This is a genomic window from Streptomyces pseudovenezuelae (assembly GCF_001513955.1).
GTDB lineage: Bacteria > Actinomycetota > Actinomycetes > Streptomycetales > Streptomycetaceae > Streptomyces > Streptomyces pseudovenezuelae.
Genome location: NZ_KQ948149.1, coordinates 575040 through 597556 on the forward strand (window position 1 = coordinate 575040; position 22517 = coordinate 597556).

Genomic DNA, 22517 nt, shown 5'->3' on the forward strand with positions numbered 1-22517 from the left:
CAATATTAGGCAAGGTGCTTTGAAATTCGGCCGGAAGTTGTGGTGAGGGAAATAACAACCGGTTCCGCATGGAGAAATTCAAAGCGTCCGCGAATGAATGAGATGTCTACGAATGGTACGGGAGGGGCCGGGTTGTCACGGGAGCAGTCCCGCCCGGCGTGCGGCGACCACCGCCTCGCCCCGTGTCCCGGCACCGAGCTTGCGCATGGCCGAGCGCAGATACGCCTTGACCGTCTCGGCGCTCACGCCCAGCCGGTCCGCCGTCACGGCGTTCGTCGCCCCGGCCGCCACCCAGGCCAGGACGTCCAGCTCGCGAGGGGTCAGCGCGACCTCCTTCGCGGACGCGGACTCGCCGGTCAGCAGCGCGCACGCGTCCAGCAGCTCGGCGCGCAGCGCGGGGTCGCCGATCCGCGGGGCCAGCGCCCGCAACGCCGTGTGGGCCTCCCGGACCTGCTCCCACGCCGAGGCGTCGCCGGGACCGGGCTCGGCGCGCGCCGCCACCAGCACGTCCCGTACCTCGTCGCCGACGACCAGTGCCTGCTCCACGTCCCGGGCCGCGTCCACCGCCGCCGTCAGCGTGCGGTCGCCCAGCGGCCGGGCGTCGCGCAGGGCCCCGTACAGCACGCCCCGCACCCGGCGCCGTACGACCACGGGCACGGCCAGCACCGAGCGCAGCCCCTCCGCGGCGACGGCGGCGTCGTACTCGTGGCTGATCTGCCGGGACTGGGGGTAGTCCGCCACGGCGCACGGGCGGGCCAGGGCGACGGTCCGGCCGCCGAGGCCGTTGCCCGAGGTCACCGCGAGCGCGAGGAGCGAGGTGGTGGCCGTACCGCTCAGTTCGCTGATCCGTATCTGCGGGCGCCCGGACTCGACCAGACCGCCGAAGGCGACCGGGAGGCCCGTGGTGCGCCGCAGCCGCACGAGCGCCCGCCGGATCTCCACCGCGCCGGCCGCGTCCACTGTCACCTGTTCGTCCCCTCACCGCGGCACACACCCCCGTTCGGGGGTAGTGAGACCTGCATCACGGATTACACGATGGCAGAGAGCCGCCCGGCAATGGTCCGGTACGAGGAGGACGCAAGATGACGGCCACGGAGGACTTCCGCGGGGCGCGGGACTTCCTGCTCCAGCACCGCGAGGACTACACCACGGCGTACGAGGGCTTCGCCTGGCCCCGCCCGCGCCACTTCAACTGGGCGCTCGACTGGTTCGACGTCATCGCCCGGGACAACGACCGCCTCGCGTTGCACATCGTCGAGGAGGACGGCGGCGAGGTCCGGCTGTCCTTCGCCGAGATGGCCGAACGCTCGAACCGGGTCGCCAACCTGCTGCGCGAGCGCGGGGTGCAGGCCGAGGACCGCATCCTCGTCATGCTGGGCAACCAGGCCGAGCTGTGGGAGACGGCCCTGGCCGCCATGAAGCTGCGGGCCGTCGTCATCCCGGCCACCCCCCTGCTCGGCCCCGCCGACCTGCGCGACCGCGTCGAGCGCGGCCGGGTGCGGCACGTCCTGGTGCGGGCCGAGGACGCCGCCAAGTTCGACGAGGTGCCCGGCGACTACACGCGCATCGCGGTCGGCGGCGTACCGGAGGGCTGGCAGCCGTACGAGGACGCGTACAGCGCCTCCGAGAGGTTCCTGCCCGACGGGCCCACGCTGGCCGACGACCCGCTGATGCTGTACTTCACCTCCGGGACGACGGCCCGGCCCAAGCTCGTCGAGCACACGCACACCTCGTACCCGATCGGGCACCTGGCGACCATGTACTGGATCGGGCTCAGGCCCGGTGACGTGCACCTCAACATCTCCTCGCCCGGCTGGGCCAAGCACGCCTGGTCCAACCTGTTCGCCCCGTGGAACGCGGAGGCGACCGTCTTCATCCACAACTACACGCGCTTCGACGCGGGCCGGCTGCTGGCGGAGATGGACCGCGCGGGCGTGACGACCTTCTGCGCACCGCCGACGGTGTGGCGCATGCTCATCCAGGCGGACCTGACCCGGCTGCGCCGGAAGCCGCGCGAGGTGGTGGCCGCGGGCGAGCCACTGAACCCCGAGGTCATCGAGCAGGTCCGGCGCGCCTGGGGCATCACCATCCGGGACGGCTTCGGCCAGACCGAGACCGCGGTGCAGGTCTCCAACAGCCCCGGACAGGTGCTGAAGACCGGCTCCATGGGCCGTCCGAGCCCCGGCTACAAGGTGGAGCTCCTCGACCCGGTGTCCGGGGCGCCCGGCGCGGCCGAGGGCGAGATCGCCCTGGACCTGTCGGCCCGGCCGGTCGGCCTGATGACCGGCTACCACGGTGACCCGGACCGCACCGCCGAGGCGATGGCGGGCGGCTACTACCGGACCGGCGACGTGGCGTCGAGGGACGAGGAGGGGTACCTGACCTACATCGGCCGCAGCGACGACGTCTTCAAGGCATCCGACTACAAGATCAGCCCCTTCGAGCTGGAGAGCGCGCTCCTCGAACACGAGGCGGTGGCCGAGGCGGCCGTCGTGCCCGCGCCGGACGAGCTGCGGCTCGCGGTCCCGAAGGCGTACGTCGTGCTGGCGGAGGGCTGGGAGCCCGGCCCCGACACGGCCAAGGTGCTCTTCGAGCACTCCCGGCAGGCGCTGGCCCCCTACAAGCGGATCCGCCGGCTGGAGTTCGCGGAGCTGCCCAAGACGGTGTCGGGCAAGATCCGGCGGATCGAGCTGCGTGAGGCCACGGCGGCGGGCTCGGACGCGGAGTACCGCGAGGAGGACTTCCGGTGAACTCGTACACGCACGGGGTGAGCGCGACCGAGCTGCTCGGCGACACCATCGGAGCCAATCTGGACCGTGCCGTGGCCACCTGGCCGGAGCGCGAGGCGCTCGTCGACGTGCCGTCGGGACGGCGGTGGACGTACGCGCAGTTCGGCGCCGACGTCGACGAGTTGGCGTCCGCGCTGCTCGCCTCCGGGGTCGCCAAGGGTGACCGGGTGGGCATCTGGGCGGTCAACTGCCCCGAGTGGGTGCTCGTCCAGTACGCCACCGCCCGCATCGGCGCGATCATGGTGAACATCAACCCGGCGTACCGCACCCACGAGGTCGAGTACGTCCTCAACCAGGCAGGAATCTCCGTCCTGTTCGCCTCGCTCAGCCACAAGGGCAGCGACTACCGGGCCATGGTCGACGAAGTGCGGGGCAGGTGCCGGGAGTTGCGGGAGGTCGTCCACATCGGCGACCCGAGCTGGCAGGCGCTGCTGGGGCGGGCCGTGCCGGACGCGGTGCACCCGGAGCTGTCCTGCGACGACCCGATCAACATCCAGTACACCTCGGGCACCACGGGCTTCCCCAAGGGGGCGACCCTCTCCCACCACAACATCCTCAACAACGGTTACTTCGTCGGGGAGTTGATCTCCTACAGCGAGCAGGACCGGATCTGCGTCCCGGTGCCCTTCTACCACTGCTTCGGCATGGTGATGGGGAACCTGGCCGCCACGTCCCACGGTGCCTGCATCGTGATCCCGGCCCCCTCCTTCGAGCCGGCGGCGACCCTGCGGGCCGTCCAGCAGGAGCGCTGCACCTCGCTCTACGGCGTCCCCACGATGTTCATCGCGGAGCTCAACCTCCCCGACTTCGCGAGCTACGACCTCTCCTCCCTGCGCACCGGCATCATGGCGGGCTCGCCCTGCCCGGTGGAGGTGATGAAGCGGGTGGTCGCCGAGATGCACATGGCGGAGGTGTCCATCTGCTACGGCATGACGGAGACGTCCCCGGTCTCCCTGCAGACCCGCAGGGACGACGACCTGGAGCACCGCACCGGCACGGTCGGCCGCGTCATGCCGCACATCGAGGTCAAGGTCGTCGACCCGGCCACCGGGGTCACCCAACCCCGGGGCACGGCGGGGGAGTTGTGCACCCGCGGCTACAGCGTGATGCTCGGCTACTGGAACGAGCCCGAGAAGACGGCGGAGGCGGTCGACCCGGGGCGCTGGATGCACACCGGCGACCTGGCGACGATGCGCGAGGACGGGTATGTCGAGATCGTCGGCCGCATCAAGGACATGATCATCCGGGGCGGCGAGAACATCTACCCCCGCGAGATCGAGGAGTTCCTCTACGCCCACCCGAAGATCGCGGACGTCCAGGTGGTCGGCGTCCCTCATGAGCGCTACGGCGAGGAGGTGCTGGCCTGTGTCATCGCGCGGGACCCGGCGGACCCCTTGACCCTTGAGGAACTGCGCGGCTTCTGCGAGGGGCGGCTGGCGCACTACAAGATCCCGAGCCGGCTGGCGATCCTCGACGCCTTCCCGATGACGGTCTCCGGGAAGGTGCGGAAGGTGGAGCTGCGGGAGACGTACGCGGAGAGCTGAGAGCTGAGGCCTGACAGGCTGAGGGGGCGGGCGAGGGCTGGGGCCTGGCCCGCCCCGGACTCGTCGCGCCTCAGTCGATCCCTCCCGGGGGCCCTGCCCGCCCTACCCGCCGCCCAGCTCGTCCGCCAGGCTGTTCACCGGCTGTGGTGTCCCGGTCAGGTCCAGGACGAACAGCGGGACACCGAGGGTGTCCGCGCGGGTGCGGGCCTCGGTGGTGTAGCCGGCCAGGGAGAAGTACACGCAGTGCGCGGACTCCGTCATGGCCGTCAGCCACAGGCACTCCACGTCCCGCGGTGAGGCCGGCCGCACGGTCGGGTCCACCTGGGCCAGTACGCCGCGGGCCGCGAGACCGATGCCGGACGGCGGCCGCTGGTCCGCGCGCCGGATGTCCTCGTAGCCGAGCCAGCGCAGATACAGCGCGGCCACGGTGACCGCGTCCCGCGCGGTGCGGATCGTGATCGGCTGGAAGGCGCGCCGCGGGGGAGCGGCGGTGTCGATGTCCGGCTCCGCCCGCGGGCAGGTGTCCCCGGCCACCGGAATCCGCAGGACTGTCCCGCAGCCACAGCCCAGCTCCGGCTGGGGCCACTCGGCCTTGCGGCCGCAGACCGCGCACTCCAGGGCGACCCACGCCTCGTCCCAGACCTGGTGGGCGACGGCCGTGGGCACGCCGTGCCGGTCCAGGGGCAGACAGACGGGGGCGCCGCACTCGCACGGGTACGACGGCGCCGCATAGAGGTGCTCGCGCCGGCAGACCGGACAGCGCACCGACACGCTCTCGGACATGGCCTCATCGTCCTCCAGAAGGCGGCCGTCTGTCCGTCTCTTGGCCACCTTCGTCTCTTGACGGCCCTGACACCTCCACTTACATTGCTTCCAGATAGTAGAAAAGTAATTCCGCAATACGGAAGTGCTCGCCGCGGGGCGCGACGGGAGTACGCATCCGACAGCCGAAGCAGTAGAAGCAGTCGAAGCAGGAGTACTCGATGGCTCGAATGACCGCTGCCCGCGCGGCAGTTGAGATCCTCAAGCGCGAAGGTGTCACGGACGCGTTCGGTGTCCCCGGCGCGGCGATCAATCCCTTCTATGCCGCGCTCAAGGCCTCCGGGGGAATCCACCACACCCTCGCCCGCCATGTCGAAGGCGCGTCCCACATGGCGGAGGGCTACACCCGCACTCACGCGGGCAACATCGGAGTCTGCATCGGCACGTCGGGGCCGGCCGGCACCGACATGATCACCGGTCTGTACTCGGCGACCGGCGACTCCGTCCCGATCCTGTGCATCACGGGCCAGGCCCCGACCGCCGTGATCCACAAGGAGGACTTCCAGGCCGTCGACATCGCCTCCATCGCGGGGCCGGTGACGAAGATGGCGGTCACCGTCCTGGAGGCGGCCCAGGTCCCCGGCGTCTTCCAGCAGGCCTTCCACCTCATGCGCTCCGGCCGTCCGGGGCCGGTCCTCATCGACCTGCCGATCGACGTCCAGCTCACCGAGATCGAGTTCGACCCGGACACGTACCAGCCGCTCCCGGTCTACAAGCCGCTCGCGAGCCGCGCGCAGATCGAGAAGGCGCTCGCCCTCCTCGGCGAGTCTGAGCGCCCGCTGATCGTCGCCGGCGGCGGTGTCATCAACGCCGACGCCGCCGAACTCCTCGTCGAGTTCGCCGAGTTGACCGGCGTCCCGGTCGTCCCGACCCTCATGGGCTGGGGCGTCCTGCCCGACGACCACGAGCTGAACGCCGGCATGGTGGGCCTGCAGACCTCGCACCGCTACGGCAACGCCACCTTCCTGGAGTCCGACTTCGTCCTCGGCATCGGCAACCGCTGGGCCAACCGCCACACCGGCAAGCTGGACGTCTACACGGCGGGCCGGACGTTCGTCCACGTCGACGTCGAGCCGACCCAGATCGGCAGGATCTTCGCACCGGACTACGGCATCGCCTCGGACGCGAAAGCCGCCCTGGAGCTCTTCGTCGAGGTGGCAGGGGAGTTGAAGGCGGCGGGCCGGCTCCCCGACCGCTCGGCGTGGGCGGCCTCCGCGCAGGAGAAGAAGGCGACCCTCCAGCGCCGTACGCACTTCGACGACATCCCCATCAAGCCCCAGCGGGTCTACGAGGAGATGAACAAGGCCTTCGGCCCGGAGACCCGGTACGTCTCCACGATCGGTCTCTCCCAGATCGCCGGCGCCCAGATGCTGCACGTCTTCAGGCCGCGGCACTGGATCAACTGCGGCCAGGCGGGCCCGCTCGGCTGGACGATCCCGGCCGCGCTGGGCGTCGCCAAGGCCGACCCGGAGGCACAGGTCGTGGCCCTCTCCGGCGACTACGACTTCCAGTTCATGATCGAGGAGTTGGCCGTCGGAGCCCAGCACCGGATCCCGTACATCCACGTCCTCGTGAACAACTCCTACCTGGGCCTGATCCGCCAGGCCCAGCGTGCCTTCGACATCGACTTCCAGGTCAACCTGGAGTTCGAGAACGTCAACTCCCCGGAACTGGGCGTCTACGGCGTCGACCACGTCAAGGTCGCCGAGGGCCTCGGCTGCAAGGCGATCCGGGTGACCGACCCGGCGGAGCTGGGCGCGGCCCTGGAGCAGGCGAAGAAGCTCGCGGCCGAGTTCCAGGTCCCGGTCGTCGTCGAGGCCATCCTGGAGCGGGTCACCAACATCTCGATGTCCACGACGAACGACATCGGCAACGTGGTCGAGTTCGAGGAGATCGCGACGGAGCCGGCCCACGCGCCGACGTCGGTCAAACCGCTGAAGGTCTGACACCGCGCACACGTGAAGGGCGGTCCCACCGTGAAGGTCGGACCGCCCTTTCCTGTGCCCGGCTCCCCCGAAGCCGTCCCCCGTCGCGATGTCCGCCGCCCCCGTGCCGACGGACCTCGCCTGATGAGAATGCGCCCCGGACGGGGTCCGGCAGAAGTCCCTGAATCATGTTCAGAGGTTGATTTGAGGATTCCGTAGTCGGCCTACGACCGCTGCCGTACTCCCGCTCACCGCTCGTGGTGCTCGGACAGTCCCGGCCAGTCCTCGGGACCGCCCCCCTGCCACTCCACGATGTCGTCGTCCTCGACCTCGATCCGGTCCAGGTCGGCGAGCCGGAGCAGCTCGACGACATCGTCCAGGTGCGAGGCGACGCCGAGGTTCTCGTCGTTCGCGGTGACCCGCCGGGACCCGTCCAGGGCCGGGGCGTGCACCACGACATGCGGATGCTGTGCCGGATGTGCTGCCATGCCTTCAGCGTCCTGCGATCCGGCGGAATCCGCACCCCGGTGAGGTGCACGCGGCACGGCGGAGCGCCGGATACGGGACCGTCCGTATCCGGCGCTCTGGTTCCTGCCGGTCTTGCCGGGACCGCGGCGGCCGCGACGGAACCGGGAACGCGCTCCTTCCCTCAGGTCGAAGAAGGAGGGCCCGGGACCTTCACCACCGCACTGGCTCGCACGCCGCCGCGGTCCTCCCCTGGCCGCGCCCGGTACCGGGCGACCACCCCTCATCCGGGTCGCCCGGCGCGTCGGGCGCGGTCAGGGAGTCTCGGTCCTCGCACAGGGCGCGGACCGCTTCCTCCTCCCACCGGCCCCGTTCGGGGTCGGTGGGAGGAACGGGTTTCCGGTCCGCGGCGGCACCTGGGCGCGACAGGACATATGTCAGCGCCGCCACGGACCGGAAGTCGGGGCCGGGCCTCGATGGGCCCGGAGCGGGCGTCAGACCTCGGCGCCGGACAGGCGCTCCACCGCCCGCAGCAGTGCCGAGTGGTCCAGTCCCCCGTCGCCCTGCGCACGCAGGCTGGCGACCAGCTGGGCGACCACGGCACCGACGGGCAGGGCCGCGCCGACGTTGCGGGCGGCGTCGGTGACGATGCCCATGTCCTTGTGGTGCAGGTCGATCCGGAAGCCCGGCGTGAAGTCGCGCTGCAGGAAGTTGTCCTTCTTGCGGGTCAGCACGGTCGAGCCGGCCAGCCCGCCGTTGAGGACGTCCAGCGCGGCCTTCAGGTCCACGCCGGACTTCTCCAGGAAGACCACGGCCTCGGCGCACGCCTGGATGTTCACGGCGACGATCAGCTGGTTGGCGGCCTTCACGGTCTGGCCCGAGCCGTGCGGACCGCACAGCACGATGGTCTTCCCGAGCGCCTCGAAGATCGGCTCGGCCTCGTCGAAGTCGGCCTGCTCGCCGCCGACCATGATGGACAGCACGGCCTCGATCGCACCGGCCTCACCGCCGGACACGGGCGCGTCCAGCACACGGATGCCCTTGTCCTTCGCCGCCTTCGCGAGGTCGACGGAGGTCTGCGGGGTGATCGAGGACATGTCGATCAGCAGGGCGCCGGAGCGGGCGTTGTCCAGGATGCCCTCGGGGCCGTACGCGATGGCCTCCACCTGCGGGGAGGCGGGCACCATCGTGATGATCACGTCGGCGTCCCGCACAGCCTCGGCGATCGAACCGGCGGCGGTGCCACCGGCGGCGGCCAGCCGGTCCAGCTTGTCCTGTTCGAGGGTGAAGCCGGTGACGTCGTAACCCGCCTTGACCAGGTTCTCGGACATGGGGGAGCCCATGATGCCGAGGCCGATCCAGGCAATCGCCGGGCGGGCTGGGTGGGAAGAATGCGCGAGGTTGCTCATGATGGGGTGCCTCTCAGGAAAGGGGGGTCAGCGGGGCAGCCAGTCGAAGGCCTCGGCGCTCGGGCGGTCGCCCGGCTTGTACTCGAGGCCGACCCAGCCGTCGTAGCCCGCCTTCTTCAGCTGGTCGAGAAGGTCGTCGAGGGGGAGCGAGCCCGTTCCCGGGGCGCCGCGGCCCGGGTTGTCGGCGATCTGCACATGGCCGGTCTTCGGGGTGAACTCCTCGATCACCGCCGGCAGGTCCTCGCCGTTCATGGACAGGTGGTAGAGGTCCATCAGGAACTTCGCGTTGCCGAGGCCGGTCGCCGCGTTGACCTTGTCGACGATCCCCACCGCCGCGGGCGCGCTCACCAGCGGGTACAGCGGCGACTCGGGCCTGTTGAGGGCCTCGATCAGGAGGATCGCGCCGATCCGGTCGGCCGCGCGGGCCGCGAGGACCAGGTTCTCCAGCGCGAGCGCGTCCTGCTCGGCCGGGTCCACGCCGTCGACACGGTTGCCGTACAGGGCGTTGAGCGCCGTCGCGCCGAGCGAACCGGCGAAGTCGGCGGCCACGTCGATGTTGGCGCGGAACCGCTCCGACTCCTCGCCGGGGATCGACAGTGCGCCCCGGTCCGGACCGGGCAGCTCGCCGGCGTAGAAGTTCAGGCCCGTGAGCCGGACGCCCGCGTCCTCGATCGCGCTCCTCAGGGCGTCGAGCTCCGAGCGCGCGGGGGTGGGGGTGTCGATCCAGGGCCACCACAGCTCGACCGCGGTGAAGCCGGCCGCGGCGGCGGCCGCGGGGCGCTCCAGGAGCGGGAGTTCCGTGAAGAGGATCGACAGATTGACGTTGAAGCGCTGGTCGGCGAATCCCATCGGGTTCGGCGCTCCCTTCCGAGTCGAGTTTCCGTAATGCGGAAGTTAGTTTCTGCTTATTGGAAGATTGCCGTCGGGTCGAAGGCGTTGTCAAGAGGGCCCGACGGAAAAACGGCACCTCGGGTTAGGTTGTGCGCGTGCGATTGAGAGTGGAGTTCACGACCGAGCCGTTCGACCTCGACGAGGCCCCGGCGCACGCGCTCGTGGCCCGTGAGGTCATCGAGGCGGCCGAACTGGACGCGGTGGACGTCGGCCCGTTCGGCAACACGGCCGAGGGTGGTGCCGACGAGGTGCTCACCGCCGTGGACACCCTGCTGCGCAGGGCCCTGGCCTCCGGCGCCACCCGGATCTCCCTCCAGGTCAACGTGCTGGGGGAGGGTGACGCGTGAGCGCCGACGAGCCGTTCATCTCGGCGGTCAAGCCGCTGGTCGACGCCATGGGCGGCGAGATGCTCCCGCCGGACGAGGCCGGACCCGAGGACGTCGTGCTCGCCTGGGAGGGTGCCGACGTGGTCGCCGTACGGCTGCCGCAGCTCGCGGACTCGCTCGACCACATCCTGGCCGCCATGGAGCGCAAGCGGGGCAAGCCGCTCGCGGACCTGGACCGCAAGGCCAAGCAGGAGGTCGTACGGATACTGGAGGCGCGCGGCGCCTTCTCCGTGCGGCACGGCGTGGAGACCGTGGCGAGCGCGCTCGGGGTGAGCCGCTTCACGGTGTACAACTACCTGAACCGGGACAAAACGTAGCCAGCGGACCCCGCCGGGTTTCGTAACCCCGAATTTTCAACAAAGTGTTGACGTGATGTCGCGTGGGGGCGTTAGCTGACTCCCGTGACTTCGACTTCCACGTCCCCCGGCCTGGCCCGGTTCAACGTCCTGGAGGAGCACGCGGCCCTCGCGGTCCTCCTTGAGGCGTGCGCCTCGACGGCGTGGGCTCGGCGTCTGCTCGCCGCCCGCCCCTACGCGACCGCGGAGGACCTCTACGCCACCAGCGACGCCGCCATGGCCGGGCTGACCCCCGACGACCTCGCCGAGGCCATGGCCGGCCACCCGCCGATCGGCCGCCCCAAGCCGGGCGACCCGGCCTCCGCCCGCGAGCAGCGCGGTATGGCCGGAGCCTCCGACGAGCTCAAGGCGGAGATGCTGGAACTGAACCTGGCGTACCAGGAGAGGTTCGGCCATGTCTTCCTGATCTGCGCGACCGGCCGTACGGGTGAGCAGATGCGTGACGCGGTCAAGGAGCGGATCGGCAACGCGCCGGAGCGGGAACGCGAGATCGTCCGCACCGAGCTGGGCAAGATCAACCGCATCCGGCTGGCCCGTATCGTCGAAGAGGACGCCTGACCATGAGCACCAGCACCACCGCCTCCGTGTCCACGCACATGCTGGACACCAGCGTCGGCCGCCCCGCCGAGGGCGTCCCCGTCCAGCTCGCGGCCCGCGCCGGCCGCCAGGCGGACTGGGAGGCGCTCGGCGGCTCCGCGACCGACGCGGACGGCCGGTGCAAGGACCTGCCGGCACTGCCGGAGGGAACCACCCACGTACGGCTCGACTTCGCCGTGGAGCCGTATTTCTTGAAGAAGCAAGCCGATGCGCAGCAGGACGCCCCCGCGAATCGGGACAGCGGTGCCGGTGTGTTCTTCCCGGAGGTGGCGATCACGTTCGCCGTCGAGCCGGGCGAGCACTACCACGTACCGCTGCTGCTCAACCCGTTCGGCTACTCCGTTTACCGAGGGAGCTAGCAGACATGCCCACGATTCTTGGACAGAACCAGTACGGCAAGGCCGAGAACCGAGTCGTCAGGATCACGCGGGACGGCGCCACCCACCACATCAAGGACCTGAACGTCTCGGTGTCGCTCAGCGGTGACATGGACGAGGTCCACTACTCCGGCTCCAACGCGCACGTCCTGCCGACCGACACCACCAAGAACACGGTGTACGCGTTCGCCAAGGAACACGGCATCGAGTCCGCCGAGCAGTTCGGCATCCACCTGGCCCGGCACTTCGTCACCTCGCAGGAGCCCATCAGGACCGCGCGGATCCGCGTCGAGGAGTACACCTGGGAGCGGATCGGGACGGCCGGCGAGGACGAGCACTCCTTCGTCCGCCAGGGCCAGGAGACCCGCCTGACCCAGATCACCTACGACGGCTCCTCCTGGGAGGTCGTCTCCGGGCTCAAGGACCTGACCGTCATGAACTCGACCAACTCCGAGTTCTGGGGCTACGTCAAGGACAAGTACACGACCCTGCCCGAGGCGTACGACCGCATCCTGGCCACCGAGGTCTCCGCCCGCTGGCGCTTCAACTGGTCGGACGACGAGCAGGAGACGCCCGACTGGGAGACGTCCTACGCGCAGGTGAAGAAGCACATGCTCCAGGCCTTCGCCGAGACGTACTCGCTCTCGCTCCAGCAGACCCTGTACCAGATGGGCTCCCGGATCATCGAGAACCGCGACGAGATCGACGAGGTCCGCTTCTCGCTGCCCAACAAGCACCACTTCCTGGTGGACCTGGAGCCCTTCGGCCTCAAGAACGACAACGAGGTGTACTTCGCCGCCGACCGCCCCTACGGCCTGATCGAGGCGACCGTCCTGCGGGACGGCGTCGAGCCGAGGATCCCGGTGGACCTCACCAACCTCTAGCAACTCCATCGCGGCACCCGCGGCCGGGCAAGGGCTCCGGAAAGGCCCTCCGGCCGCGGCACTCAAACTCCCGGGGTCCTGCCGTGCCCTCTCCACCTCAGCGAAAAGGACGAACCATGGCAGCAGACCGGCGCATCGTCATCGAGAACTGTTCGATCGCGACCGTGGACGCGCACGACACCGAGTACCCCAGCGGGTACGTCGTCCTCGCCGGCAACCGCATCGAGTCGCTCGGCGCGGGCAGGGCCCCCGAGGGACTGGAGAACGTCGACCGCCGTATCGACGCCACCGGCCACCTGGTGACCCCCGGCCTGGTCAACACCCACCACCACTACTACCAGTGGATCACCCGGGGCCTGGCCGCCGACCACAACCTCTTCAACTGGCTCGTCGCCCTCTACCCGACCTGGGCGCGCATCGACGAGCAGATGGTCTACGCGGCCGCCCAGGGCTCGCTCGCGATGATGGCCCGCGGCGGCGTCACCACCGCCATGGACCACCACTACGTCTTCCCCGCCGGTTCCGGCGACCTGTCCGGCGCGATCATCCGCGCCGCCCGCGAGACGGGCGTCCGCTTCACCCTCGCCCGCGGCTCCATGGACCGCAGCGAGAAGGACGGCGGCCTGCCCCCGGACTTCGCCGTGGAGACCCTGGACGGCGCTCTCGCCGCGACCGAGGCGACCGTCAAGGAGCACCACGACTCCTCCTTCGACGCGATGACCCAGGTCGCTGTCGCGCCCTGCTCGCCTTTCTCCGTCTCCACCGAACTCCTGCGGGAGGGGGCCGAGTTGGCCCGCCGCCTCGGCGTACGGCTGCACACCCACGGCTCGGAGACCGTCGAGGAGGAGCAGTTCTGCAAGGAACTGTTCGGCATGGGCCCCACCGACTACTTCGAGTCCACCGGCTGGCTCGGCGAGGACGTGTGGATGGCGCACTGCGTCCACATGAACGACTCCGACATCGCCGCGTTCGCCCGTACGAAGACGGGTGTGGCCCACTGCCCCTCGTCCAACGCCCGTCTGGCCGCGGGCATCGCGCGGGTCCCGGACATGCTCGCGGCCGGCGTCCCGGTCGGCCTCGGTGTCGACGGCACGGCGTCCAACGAGTCCGGCGAACTCCACACCGAGCTGCGCAACGCCCTGCTCATCAACCGCCTCGGCGCCCACCGCGAGGCCGCCCTGAACGCCCGTCAGGCCCTGCGCCTCGGCACGTACGGCGGTGCCCAGGTGCTGGGCCGCGCGGCCGAGACCGGCTCCCTGGAGGCGGGAAAGCTCGCCGACCTGGTGCTGTGGAAGCTCGACACCCTCGCGCACGCCTCGATCGCCGACCCGGTGACCGCACTGGTCTTCGGCGCGGCGGCGCCCGTCACGGCCTCCTTCGTGAACGGCCGTCAGATCGTCGAGAACGGCCGCCTGTTGCACGTCGACGAGGACGCCGTCGCGCGCTCCACGCGGGAGCAGGCCCAGCGTCTCGCGCGCATCGCCGCGCAGGGCTGACCACTTCACAAGAACTCCGGTCGGGAGGGACGGCTCCCGACCGGCGGCCGTGGATCCCGGTCCCGGGCTCCACGGCGGCCGTGCCCGGGGCGCGTGTTGGACGCACGCGCCCCGGAACGGTCCCCGTCCCGGTCCCGCACGACCACTCGCACCACCTCCATGAAACCCACGTCAGTGCCGACGTGTAACCGCCCGGAGGCGAGCCGCAGTGTCAGTCCACCCCGTCGACGAAAAGCTCCCCGCTCTCAAGATGGCGACCACCGGCCTGCAGCACGTGGCCGCCATGTACGCCGGAGTCGTCGCCCCGCCCCTGATCGTCGGCGCGGCCATCGGCCTCTCCGCCACCGACCTCACCTTCCTCACCGGCGCCTGCCTGTTCACCGCGGGCCTCGCCACCTTCCTGCAGACCCTCGGCGTCTGGAAGATCGGCGCCCGGCTGCCCTTCGTCAACGGCGTCACCTTCGCCGGTGTCGCCCCCATGACCGCGGTCGTCGCCTCCACGGACGACAAGTCCGACGCCCTGCCGGTCATCTTCGGCGCGGTGATCGTGGCAGGCCTCCTCGGCTTCCTCGCCGCCCCCTTCTTCAGCAAGGCGATCCGCTTCTTCCCACCGGTCGTCACCGGGACCGTCATCACCCTGATAGGCGTCTCGCTCCTGCCGGTCGCCTTCGGCTGGGCGCAGGGACCCGATCCGGCCGCCAAGGACTACGGCTCGACGACAAATCTGGGCCTGGCCGCGGCGACCCTCCTGATCGTGCTCGTCCTGCGGCGTTTCACGCGAGGCTTCGTCAAGCAGATCGCCGTGCTCCTCGGCCTGGTGGCCGGCACGCTCCTCGCGATCCCCTTCGGCGCCACGGACTTCGCACCCGTCACCGACGCGGCGGTCGTCGGCTTCCCCACCCCGTTCTACTTCGGCGCCCCGCAGTTCCAGCTCGCCGCGATCCTCTCGCTGTGCGTGGTGATGGTGGTCTCGATGACCGAGTCGACCGCGGACATGCTGGCGCTGGGCGAGATCGTCGAGCGCCCGGCCGACGAGCGGACCATCGCCGCCGGCCTGCGCGCCGACACCCTCGGCTCGGCCATCAGCCCCCTCTTCAACGGGTTCATGTGCAGCGCCTTCGCCCAGAACATCGGCCTGGTCGCGATGACGCGGATCCGCAGCCGGTACGTCGTCGCCACCGGCGGAGCCTTCCTGGTGCTGATGGGCCTGTGCCCCATGGCCGCCTCGCTCATCGCCGTCGTCCCGCGCCCGGTGCTCGGCGGCGCCGGAGTCGTCCTGTTCGGGTCGGTGGCCGCCAGCGGCATCCAGACCCTGGTCAAGGCGGGCCTGGACAAGGACAACAACGTCCTGATCGTCGCCGTGTCACTGGCCGTCGGCATCATCCCGATCACCGCGCCGGAGTTCTACCACGCCTTCCCCGAGACCGCGAAGATCGTCCTGGACTCGGGGATCTCCACGGGCTGTGTCGCCGCGGTGGCGCTGAACCTGGTCTTCAACCACCTCGGCCGGGGCGGGGACGCCCAGGAGGTCACCCATCCCATGGAGGCCGTCCCCGCTCAGCCGATCTCGTAACTGTCCCCGTACACCTTCCACTTGAGGGGTGTGTCCAGGTCGAGATTGCCCTGCTCCAGGAAGACCCGCTGGGCCGTCTCGACCCGGCTCACGTCATGGTGGGCCGCCTCCTGGCGCATCGCCCACACCCGGGCGTCCAGGAAGGCGTGCAGGTAGGCGGTCTGGTCACCGCCGTCCGCCGGGGTGTCCGCGCCCTGCCGGGCCCGGCCGCGGATGCCGCCGAAGCTCAGGGCGTCGGTGCCGGGCCCGTGCATGACCATCGCGTCGTAGTAGACGAACTGGCCGAGCGTGCCGAGACCGTCCTGCCTGGCGCGCGCGACCGCCGGGTCGAAGTAGCCGCGGTCCCGCTCGTCCCGCTGTGCCGTGCGGAACGCGGAGGTCCTCGCCGCGGTCCGCCAGGCCGCCGGGAAGCCCGGGTCCAGACCGTCGTGCGAGTCGGTGCCGTCCACCGCGTGCAGGGCGGGCAGATAGGGGGCCAGGGGATTGCCGGGGACCCGTCCGGTGTAGAGCTCGACCAGGGCCAGCATGTCGCTCGTGCCGGAGCAGAAACCGATGATGCCGGCCGTGTACCCGCGGCCGTCCCCGATGTCCTCGATGTACGGGTACTGCGCCTGCCAGTCCAGCGAGGAGTTCTCCGCGCTGGACACCAACCGCATCGCGAGGTCCTTCTTGACCGGGTCGTCGAGCCCGGTCGGGTCCGCGGCCTCGGCGGACGGCCAGCGGGAGCTCAGCACCCCGGCTCCGAGCGCGGCGAGCAGGGTGCGGCGGGCGGCTGTTCTGGACAGGAGGGCCACGTCGTCTCCAGGTAAGGCGCTGTGAAGGGGAGTCGAGGGTCGCGCGCCGACTTGGGATTGCGGAAGTCGGACGTCATGTGGGACTGGTCGTAGTAGCCGGTGACGGCGGCCAGTTCGGCCGGGGCCAGCTCGGTGGCGTGGGCGAGCACGGCGCGGACGCGGTCGATGCGGGCGTAGTGCTTGGGCGACAGCCCGACCCCGTCGCTGAACAGTTTGCGCAACTCGCGCTCGCTGACGGCGAGTTCACGTGCCACCTTGCCGACATGACCGGGTGTGCGACCCGAGCGGACGGACAGCGCGGTGACCGCGGCGCGCAGCAGCGCGGCGCGTGCCCCGTCGGCCGCCGTGGGCAGCCGGTCCGGGAGGACGTCCGCGAGCCTGCCCGCCACCTCCTCGGGCTCCAGCCGCCCGAGCTCGTACGCCAGTCGCCGCGCGGCCGGACCGGGCAGTGCGCCCAGCGGAACGATCCGTCCGACGAGATCGACCGCGGGGACGCCCAGCAGCGGGCGGGTCGCGCCGGGCGCGAGCCGTACCTCCACGCAGGACACGTCCCTCTTGCCCTCGTGATAGGTGGCCCGGACGTGGGGCCCCGACACCAGCAGGGTGGGCCGGCCCCGCCCCTCGCTGCGGACGATCACCTTGGTCGTGGGGTCCGGCAGCCGGACGAACGGTTCCCGGGGATCCGCCTCCACGGCCAGGACCCCGATCCCCGCGAGCCACGGGCCCGGCGCGTCGGGGCCGCGCGGGGCCCGCTCGGAAACGGACTTGGTCACGCATCCACGGTAAGCGGGGGACTGGGGGGTTCGGGCGCGCGAAACGTGCCGGAATTTCCTATCGGCCGGGGCGGTGCGGGACCGACCGTGGTGCTCATGATCCTGGTCACGGGTGCCACGGGCACCATCGGAAGTGATGTCGTACGACGACTGGTGGCGCGCGGCGAGAAGGTGCGCGCCCTCACGCGGGACCCGGACAGGGCCCCGCTGCCGCCGGGAGTGGAGGCGGCCCGCGGGCACCCTCGCGACCTGGGCGCCGTGGCGTCGGCCATGGCGGGAGCCGACGCCGCCTTCCTGGTCGGCGTCTTCGGCCCGGAGGACGCCGACAGCGACCGTGGGATGGCGGCGGCGGCCCGGGCGGCGGGCGTACGGCGGCTGGTGAAGCTGTCCGCGATCAGCGCGGGGGACCCCAGGACGGGACTGGGCGGCATCGCGCACGGCCACGGTGAGCGGGCGGTCCGGGAGAGCGGCCTGGAGTGGGTGATCCTCCGGCCCTCGGCGTTCGCGTCGAACACCTTGCGCTGGGCGCAGGCACTCCGCTCGGGTGAGCCGGTGCCGAACATGCTGGGCTCGGGCCGGCAGGGGGTCGTCGACCCGCGGGACGTCGCGGAGATCGCGGTCGCGGCACTGACCGGTCCGGGGCACGCGGGGCGGACGTACACCCTCACCGGACCCGAGACGCTCAGTCCCCGGGACCAGGCGGCCACGCTCGGCGAGGTGCTCGGCCGCCGGGTGGAACTCCGCGATCTGACCCCGCCCCAGACGCGTGAACTGCTGGTCGCCTCCGGGTGGAGCGAGGAGGCCGCGGAGGGGATGCTGCGGAGCGTCCGCTTCGTGGCCGAGGGTGGCAACGCGGTGGTCACGGGGGACGCGGCGGAGGTGCTGGGGCGCCCGGCGCGGACGTATCGGGAGTGGGTGCGGGACCACGCGGGGGCGTTCGGCGCTGAGTGAGGGGCTGAGGGCGGGGTTCGGCCGCGGGTCGGTGGGGGCTGGTCGCGCAGTTCTCCGCGCCCCTGGGTGGGTGCAGTCACCCTGCCCCGCAGGGCGCGGGGAACCGCGCGACCGGCCACGACCCGCACGCGCCCGCCGGACGGCACGGCGTGGCCATCCGCAAGCCCTCAGCTGCCCGCACCCGCCCGCGGCCGCAGCACCACCGCGGCCAGCACCAGCGCCCCCACCGCGATCGCCGTCCCCACCCGGAACGCCGACTGGTACCCCTCCGCCGTGGCCGCGACCAGGCCCGCCCCGCCCTCCAGCAACCTCTCCGTCCGGCCCGCCGCCACCACCGACAACACCGCCAGCCCCAGCGAACCCCCTACCACCTGCGTGGTGTTGAACACCCCGGACGCCAGGCCCGCGTCCTCCTGCCGGGCACCCGACATGGCGAGACCGGTCAGCGCCGGCATGGCCGCGGCGAAGCCGACCGACAGCGACAGCAGCGGCGGCAGGACGTCCGCGACGTACGAGCCGTCGGCCGGCGCACGACTCAGCAGGGCCATTCCGGCGACGATGAGGACGAGCCCGGCCAGCAGCACCCGGTACGGGCCGAACCGCCCGATGGTCCGCGCCGACAGCCCCAGCATCAGCACCCCGATCGCGACCGGCGCCGGCAGGAAGGCCGTGCCGGTGAGCAGCTCACCGAACCCCAGAACCCGTTGGACGTACAGCGCCCCGAGGAACTGGAAGCCGTACATCGTGGCGATCATCAGGATCTGCACGGCGTTCGCGCCGGAGAGCAGTCGGGAGCCGAACAGCCGGAGCCGCAGCAACGGGCGGGCCGCACGGGCCTGGCGCACGGTGAACGCCGTGAACAGGGCGAGGGCCGCCAGGGCCAGGAGGAACGTGGTCGCCGGCTCGCGGTCGCCGGACCCGACGATCACGTACACCGTCAGCATCAGCGCCCCCGTCACCAGCGCGGCCCCCGGATAGTCCGCGCCCCGGCCCAGACCTTCGCCCTCCTCCGCGTCCAGCACCCGGATCGCCGCCAGCAGGGCGACGATCCCGATCGGCAGGTTGATCAGAAAGATCCAGTGCCAGTTCAGTGCCTGCGTCAGCGCCCCGCCGAGGAACGTGCCCAGGGCACCGCCAGCCGCACCCACCGCGCTGAACACTGCGATCGCGCGGGCCTGTTCACGCGGCTCGGGGAACAGCGCGACCAGCATGCCGAGCACCACCGCCGCGGTCATCGCGCCGCCCACGCCCTGAAGGGCACGCGCCGCGATCAGCATGCCCTGGCTCGTGGCCACCCCGCACAGCACGGACGCCGCCGTGAACACGGCCAGCCCGGCCGCGAACATCCGCTTGCGGCCGACCAGGTCGCCGAGCCGGCCCACCAGCAACAGCAGTCCGCCGAACGGGATCAGATAGGCGTTGACCACCCACGCGAGGCCCGGCCCCGAGAAGCCGAGGTCGCTCTGGACGGCCGGCAGGGCGACAGTGACGATGTTGCCGTCCAGAATCGTCATGAGCGTCCCCGCGCACAGGACGACCAGGGCCGTCCAGCGGGAGTAAGTTCGTCGCAGCGCTCGCGCAGGGGTTTCGACGACGGCTGTCATGGCGGTGTGGCCTCCGCATTCTCCGTGGGTTCCGGCAAATGGCCTTGGTGCACGACTTGTAACGGGGAACATCGTCAGTGACCATGGGGAGCGGCGTAAGGAGGCAGTTCGATGTCCCAGAGGAACACCGGTGTAACCGTCCAGGTCGTGAACGCGCACGCGTGCCCGGTGCGGGAAGTTCTTGACAGGGTCTCCGGCAAATGGAGCGTGCAGATCCTCGTCGCGGCCGCCCACGGGCCCATCCGCTTCACCGAGTTGGAGCGCAGCATCGAGGGCATCAGCCGCCGCATGCTGACCCTGACCCTGCGCAATCTGGAGCGCGACGGCCTCGTCACCCGCACCGTCCATCCGACGGTGCCGCCCCGGGTGGACTACGAACTCACCCCCGTCGCACGTGAGTTGCACGAGACCCTGCAACGCCTGACCGACTGGGCCGAGCGCAACAGGGTCTACATCGCCGAGGCACGGGCGAGCTACGACGCCGAGCGGGAACCGGAGCCGGCCTGAGCTACAGCAGGCCCGGGTCCTTGGCCAGGCCCTTGAGCACCTCGCCCGCGTGCGCGACCAGGCGCCGCTCCTTGAGGTCCATCAGCCCGCCCACCGCGGTGATCTCGGCGGCCACGGTGCCGTCCTTCTTGCGGATCGTCTGCCGGATGCGGAACGTCTTGCCCTCGCCCCACTCGAATCCGCAGGTCACCTCCACCTCGTCGCCCGCCAGCAGCTCCCTCCGGTAGCGGATGGTGGTCTCCAGCGCCACCGGGCCCACCCCGCTGCCGATCAGGGCGGCCTGGGTGATCCCGGCGGCATCGAGCAGCGACCAGCGGGCGTGCTCCGCGTAGTTGAGATACACGCTCTGGTTGAGATGACCCTGTACGTCCGTCTCGTACCCGCGGACGGTCACCGGCACGGAAAACGGCTCACTCACGTCAATCCCCTCTCACGCCACGGCAGTTGCTGTCCCGATCCTGACATGTGCCCGCTACACGCGGCGCGGCGAGGCCAGCAGGTACCGGGCCCTGGTCCGTGGTTCGGTGTACTCGCCGGCCTGCCAGCCGGCCCGCTCCAGGGTGATCGCGCAGGCCCGCAGCGTCTCGCCGTCCGGCGCGTGCACCGCCACGGCCTCGGGCTGCGGGGTCGCACGCACCCGGTAGCCGGGTGAGCCCCCCGCTTCCGGCGGGTGCCCGGCCGCCTCCAGAGCCAGCGCGGCCGCCTGCACCAGATGAGTGCGCTCCCAGCCGCAGGGCCGGTCGGCGGCCCCGTCCGGGTTGGTCATCCGGCGCAGCTCCAGCAGCCCCTGCCAGGCGCTGTGCACCTCACGCGTCCGGGCCGGACCGGTGTCGGCGGCCTCCTCCGTGCTGCCGATGTGCGCGGCGAACACACCGGTGGCCTGGGTGGCGGGCGGCTCGGGCTCCGCCTCGACCGTCTCCCGTACGCGGTGCCCGGCCGGGGTCAGGAAATGATCGTGCGGCGGCCGCGGGTGCCGGAAGGCCATCCCGCGCTTCACCAGTGCCTCCAGCTGGGCCTCGCTGCCCTTGATCCGCCCGGTGACGGGATCGGCGGCGTCGATGACACGCCGCTGCGCGGCGGTGGGCGGTCGCGTCACGGCGTGCTCCTTCCACGGGAGGGGCCGCACGACGGGCCGTACGGATCACCGACCCCTCCGCTTCGAAGGCTACGACGGGGGTCTGACATTCCACCCGGCGATCACCGGCCGGCCGTGCTCGGTCCCCAGCCGGCACAGCGTCCCCGTGGCCAGCTGGAACAGCGCCCCGGCCGACGCGGGCAGACCGAGCCGGCGGGCGGTGAGCACGCGCAGGAAGTGACCGTGCGCCACCACGACCACGCACCCCTCGGTGTTCGCGTGGGCCGCGTCCACCTTGGCCAGCACCCGGTCGGCCCGCGCGCCGACCTGCTCCGGGCTCTCCCCGGGGTGGTCGGGCGGCCCGGGGGCCACGCCGTCCGTGAACAGGAACCAGTCCGGACGCTCCCGCTGGATCTCCACGGTGGTGACGCCCTCGTAGCCGCCGTAGTCCCACTCCCGCAGGTCGACGTCGACCCGCAGCTCGTGCAGCCCGATCAGTTCCGCGGTCTCCCGGGCCCGCTGGAGGGGACTGACGAAGGCCGCGCCGATGCGGTGGGAGCGGATCAGCGGCACCAGGCGGCGCGCCTCCTCCCGGCCGCGCTCGGTCAGCGGCACATCCGTCCAGCCGGTGTGCCGCCCGGACCGCGACCACTCGGTCTCACCGTGCCGGACCAGAAAGAGATCACCCATGCGCCCGCCCTTCCCGCTCGCCTCCCAGCACCGTCCCACACGACCCCCTGCCCTCGCAGGCCGGACTGGGCCGAGTGACCAGGATGGGTCGGGTTCGGGGCGGGGGCCTGGACGGGCTCACGCGCTCGGTCGTGGACCGACCGGGCTCAGTGCGTCCGGCTCGACCAGGTCCCGTCCGCCCGGGCCACCGGTGTCCGCCGGGCCCTCAGACCCCCGGCAACCCCTGCACCGACTGCGCGAGTTGTCCCACCGCGACGACCAGCGGTGTCACCGGCTGCACGAACTCGTTGAGGCGGTTCAGGGCCCGTCGCAGGACCGTCGGCTGGGGGTCTGGCTCGTCGAGCTCCTCCCGGAGGCGGCGCAGCTCCCTGGTCGTGGCGTCGGGGTCGGCGAGTGCCGCCCGGTGCTCCTCCAGCAACCGCTCGACATACGCGAGGAGTTCGGCCGTACGCTCGGCGTCCTGCGGCTGGAAGGAGACCGAGCCGGAGAACGCCTGGGCGCCGTGTCCCACGGCCTGGTTGCCGACGTAGTGGGTGCCGCCGCTGATCATGACGCCGTTGTTGACCGGAGGGTCCTGCCTGCTGTCGTCGTCGCCCGTCATGGGGACCT

General features: G+C 71.3%; 24 protein-coding genes. 12 read left to right on the forward strand and 12 right to left on the reverse strand.

Going from position 1 to position 22517, the window contains the following annotated elements; all coding sequences use genetic code 11:
* Positions 1–135 precede the first annotated feature (135 nt).
* Positions 136–966: a helix-turn-helix transcriptional regulator gene (locus AQI94_RS26800; RefSeq protein ID WP_031045224.1), complete on the reverse strand. Its 831-nt coding sequence runs from the start codon at positions 964–966 to the stop codon at positions 136–138.
* 116 nt (positions 967–1082) lie between these two features.
* On the opposite strand from AQI94_RS26800, the gene AQI94_RS26805 reads away from it, so the two are divergent.
* Complete coding sequence (locus tag AQI94_RS26805; RefSeq protein ID WP_031045219.1) at positions 1083–2750, forward strand: AMP-binding protein; 1668 nt, start codon at positions 1083–1085, stop codon at positions 2748–2750.
* Positions 2747–4333 carry an AMP-binding protein gene (locus AQI94_RS26810; RefSeq protein ID WP_031045216.1) on the forward strand — a complete coding sequence of 529 codons (1587 nt, stop codon included), beginning with the start codon at positions 2747–2749 and terminating at the stop codon, positions 4331–4333. Before AQI94_RS26805 ends, AQI94_RS26810 begins: the two co-directional genes overlap by 4 nt.
* Positions 4334–4435: 102 nt before the next feature.
* On the opposite strand, the gene AQI94_RS26815 is transcribed toward AQI94_RS26810, so the two are convergent.
* Entirely contained in the window at positions 4436–5116 is a 681-nt protein-coding gene (locus AQI94_RS26815; protein ID WP_031045213.1) for a hypothetical protein, read from the reverse strand.
* Between the two features lie 200 nt (positions 5117–5316).
* Here AQI94_RS26815 and gcl point away from each other — a divergent pair, with 200 nt between their 5' ends.
* Positions 5317–7101 carry a glyoxylate carboligase gene (gcl, locus tag AQI94_RS26820; protein WP_031045209.1) on the forward strand — a complete coding sequence of 595 codons (1785 nt, stop codon included), beginning with the start codon at positions 5317–5319 and terminating at the stop codon, positions 7099–7101.
* A gap of 227 nt (positions 7102–7328) precedes the next feature.
* On the opposite strand, the gene AQI94_RS26825 is transcribed toward gcl, so the two are convergent.
* The 3 genes from AQI94_RS26825 to AQI94_RS26835 all read right to left on the reverse strand — a co-directional run bounded on the left by AQI94_RS26825 (position 7329) and on the right by AQI94_RS26835 (position 9803).
* Entirely contained in the window at positions 7329–7568 is a 240-nt protein-coding gene (locus AQI94_RS26825; protein WP_031045206.1) for a hypothetical protein, read from the reverse strand.
* A 471-nt stretch (positions 7569–8039) separates the two neighbouring features.
* Positions 8040–8954, reverse strand: coding sequence for a 2-hydroxy-3-oxopropionate reductase (locus tag AQI94_RS26830; protein WP_031045203.1), 915 nt, complete (start codon positions 8952–8954; stop codon positions 8040–8042).
* 27 nt (positions 8955–8981) lie between these two features.
* Entirely contained in the window at positions 8982–9803 is an 822-nt protein-coding gene (locus AQI94_RS26835) for a TIM barrel protein (RefSeq protein ID WP_031045200.1), read from the reverse strand.
* A gap of 137 nt (positions 9804–9940) precedes the next feature.
* Between AQI94_RS26835 and AQI94_RS26840 the strand changes: the two genes are divergently transcribed.
* The 7 genes from AQI94_RS26840 to AQI94_RS26870 all read left to right on the forward strand — a co-directional run bounded on the left by AQI94_RS26840 (position 9941) and on the right by AQI94_RS26870 (position 15514).
* Positions 9941–10192: a hypothetical protein gene (locus AQI94_RS26840; RefSeq protein WP_037942319.1), complete on the forward strand. Its 252-nt coding sequence runs from the start codon at positions 9941–9943 to the stop codon at positions 10190–10192.
* A 47-nt stretch (positions 10193–10239) separates the two neighbouring features.
* Positions 10240–10548 carry a helix-turn-helix domain-containing protein gene (locus AQI94_RS26845; protein WP_199814324.1) on the forward strand — a complete coding sequence of 103 codons (309 nt, stop codon included), beginning with the start codon at positions 10240–10242 and terminating at the stop codon, positions 10546–10548.
* An 84-nt stretch (positions 10549–10632) separates the two neighbouring features.
* Positions 10633–11145 (forward strand): 2-oxo-4-hydroxy-4-carboxy-5-ureidoimidazoline decarboxylase, encoded by a 513-nt coding sequence (gene uraD, locus AQI94_RS26850; protein ID WP_031045193.1) that lies wholly within the window; start codon positions 10633–10635, stop codon positions 11143–11145.
* Positions 11146–11147: 2 nt separating this feature from the next.
* Positions 11148–11543, forward strand: coding sequence for a hydroxyisourate hydrolase (gene uraH, locus AQI94_RS26855; protein WP_031045191.1), 396 nt, complete (start codon positions 11148–11150; stop codon positions 11541–11543).
* 5 nt (positions 11544–11548) lie between these two features.
* Positions 11549–12445 carry a factor-independent urate hydroxylase gene (pucL, locus tag AQI94_RS26860; protein ID WP_031045188.1) on the forward strand — a complete coding sequence of 299 codons (897 nt, stop codon included), beginning with the start codon at positions 11549–11551 and terminating at the stop codon, positions 12443–12445.
* A 116-nt stretch (positions 12446–12561) separates the two neighbouring features.
* A complete protein-coding gene (locus AQI94_RS26865; RefSeq protein ID WP_031045185.1) occupies positions 12562–13941 on the forward strand; it encodes an 8-oxoguanine deaminase in 1380 nt (459 codons plus the stop codon).
* Positions 13942–14149: 208 nt separating this feature from the next.
* Complete coding sequence (locus AQI94_RS26870) at positions 14150–15514, forward strand: nucleobase:cation symporter-2 family protein (RefSeq protein ID WP_031045182.1); 1365 nt, start codon at positions 14150–14152, stop codon at positions 15512–15514.
* On the opposite strand, the gene AQI94_RS26875 is transcribed toward AQI94_RS26870, so the two are convergent.
* A complete protein-coding gene (locus AQI94_RS26875) occupies positions 15499–16308 on the reverse strand; it encodes a chitosanase (protein ID WP_031045179.1) in 810 nt (269 codons plus the stop codon). The genes AQI94_RS26870 and AQI94_RS26875 overlap by 16 nt on opposite strands.
* Positions 16242–17081: an AraC family transcriptional regulator gene (locus AQI94_RS26880; protein ID WP_078902731.1), complete on the reverse strand. Its 840-nt coding sequence runs from the start codon at positions 17079–17081 to the stop codon at positions 16242–16244. Before AQI94_RS26880 ends, AQI94_RS26875 begins: the two co-directional genes overlap by 67 nt.
* Positions 17082–17168: 87 nt before the next feature.
* On the opposite strand from AQI94_RS26880, the gene AQI94_RS26885 reads away from it, so the two are divergent.
* Positions 17169–18032: an NAD(P)H-binding protein gene (locus AQI94_RS26885; protein ID WP_078902730.1), complete on the forward strand. Its 864-nt coding sequence runs from the start codon at positions 17169–17171 to the stop codon at positions 18030–18032.
* Between the two features lie 167 nt (positions 18033–18199).
* On the opposite strand, the gene AQI94_RS26890 is transcribed toward AQI94_RS26885, so the two are convergent.
* Positions 18200–19636 (reverse strand): MFS transporter, encoded by a 1437-nt coding sequence (locus tag AQI94_RS26890; protein ID WP_031040033.1) that lies wholly within the window; start codon positions 19634–19636, stop codon positions 18200–18202.
* A gap of 111 nt (positions 19637–19747) precedes the next feature.
* Here AQI94_RS26890 and AQI94_RS26895 point away from each other — a divergent pair, with 111 nt between their 5' ends.
* Positions 19748–20143 (forward strand): winged helix-turn-helix transcriptional regulator, encoded by a 396-nt coding sequence (locus AQI94_RS26895; RefSeq protein WP_031040036.1) that lies wholly within the window; start codon positions 19748–19750, stop codon positions 20141–20143.
* Between the two features lies 1 nt (position 20144).
* On the opposite strand, the gene AQI94_RS26900 is transcribed toward AQI94_RS26895, so the two are convergent.
* From AQI94_RS26900 to AQI94_RS26915, 4 genes are all read right to left on the reverse strand, one after another.
* The gene (locus AQI94_RS26900) at positions 20145–20561 is read right to left on the reverse strand and encodes an acyl-CoA thioesterase (RefSeq protein ID WP_031040039.1); all 417 of its coding nucleotides are present in this window, start codon (positions 20559–20561) and stop codon (positions 20145–20147) included.
* 54 nt (positions 20562–20615) lie between these two features.
* Positions 20616–21239, reverse strand: a complete 624-nt coding sequence (locus AQI94_RS26905; protein WP_031040042.1) for a hypothetical protein — start codon at positions 21237–21239, stop codon at positions 20616–20618.
* Positions 21240–21308: 69 nt separating this feature from the next.
* Complete coding sequence (locus tag AQI94_RS26910) at positions 21309–21908, reverse strand: histidine phosphatase family protein (RefSeq protein WP_031040045.1); 600 nt, start codon at positions 21906–21908, stop codon at positions 21309–21311.
* 205 nt (positions 21909–22113) lie between these two features.
* Entirely contained in the window at positions 22114–22509 is a 396-nt protein-coding gene (locus AQI94_RS26915) for a DUF5955 family protein (RefSeq protein ID WP_031040049.1), read from the reverse strand.
* Between the last annotated feature and the right edge of the window lie 8 nt (positions 22510–22517).

What these genes read in the sequence shown, in the direction of transcription:
- AQI94_RS26815 (WP_031045213.1), bottom strand. Translation starts at nt 5,116, where the DNA reads ATGTCCGAGAGCGTGTCGGTGCGCTGTCCGGTCTGCCGGCGCGAGCAC.
- uraH (WP_031045191.1), top strand. Translation starts at nt 11,148, where the DNA reads ATGAGCACCAGCACCACCGCCTCCGTGTCCACGCACATGCTGGACACC.
- AQI94_RS26890 (WP_031040033.1), bottom strand. Translation starts at nt 19,636, where the DNA reads ATGACAGCCGTCGTCGAAACCCCTGCGCGAGCGCTGCGACGAACTTAC.
- AQI94_RS26835 (WP_031045200.1), bottom strand. Translation starts at nt 9,803, where the DNA reads ATGGGATTCGCCGACCAGCGCTTCAACGTCAATCTGTCGATCCTCTTC.
- gcl (WP_031045209.1), top strand. Translation starts at nt 5,317, where the DNA reads ATGGCTCGAATGACCGCTGCCCGCGCGGCAGTTGAGATCCTCAAGCGC.
- AQI94_RS26910 (WP_031040045.1), bottom strand. Translation starts at nt 21,908, where the DNA reads ATGGGTGATCTCTTTCTGGTCCGGCACGGTGAGACCGAGTGGTCGCGG.
- AQI94_RS26845 (WP_199814324.1), top strand. Translation starts at nt 10,240, where the DNA reads ATGGGCGGCGAGATGCTCCCGCCGGACGAGGCCGGACCCGAGGACGTC.
- AQI94_RS26830 (WP_031045203.1), bottom strand. Translation starts at nt 8,954, where the DNA reads ATGAGCAACCTCGCGCATTCTTCCCACCCAGCCCGCCCGGCGATTGCC.
- AQI94_RS26825 (WP_031045206.1), bottom strand. Translation starts at nt 7,568, where the DNA reads ATGGCAGCACATCCGGCACAGCATCCGCATGTCGTGGTGCACGCCCCG.
- pucL (WP_031045188.1), top strand. Translation starts at nt 11,549, where the DNA reads ATGCCCACGATTCTTGGACAGAACCAGTACGGCAAGGCCGAGAACCGA.
- AQI94_RS26805 (WP_031045219.1), top strand. Translation starts at nt 1,083, where the DNA reads ATGACGGCCACGGAGGACTTCCGCGGGGCGCGGGACTTCCTGCTCCAG.
- AQI94_RS26895 (WP_031040036.1), top strand. Translation starts at nt 19,748, where the DNA reads ATGTCCCAGAGGAACACCGGTGTAACCGTCCAGGTCGTGAACGCGCAC.
- AQI94_RS26915 (WP_031040049.1), bottom strand. Translation starts at nt 22,509, where the DNA reads ATGACGGGCGACGACGACAGCAGGCAGGACCCTCCGGTCAACAACGGC.
- AQI94_RS26865 (WP_031045185.1), top strand. Translation starts at nt 12,562, where the DNA reads ATGGCAGCAGACCGGCGCATCGTCATCGAGAACTGTTCGATCGCGACC.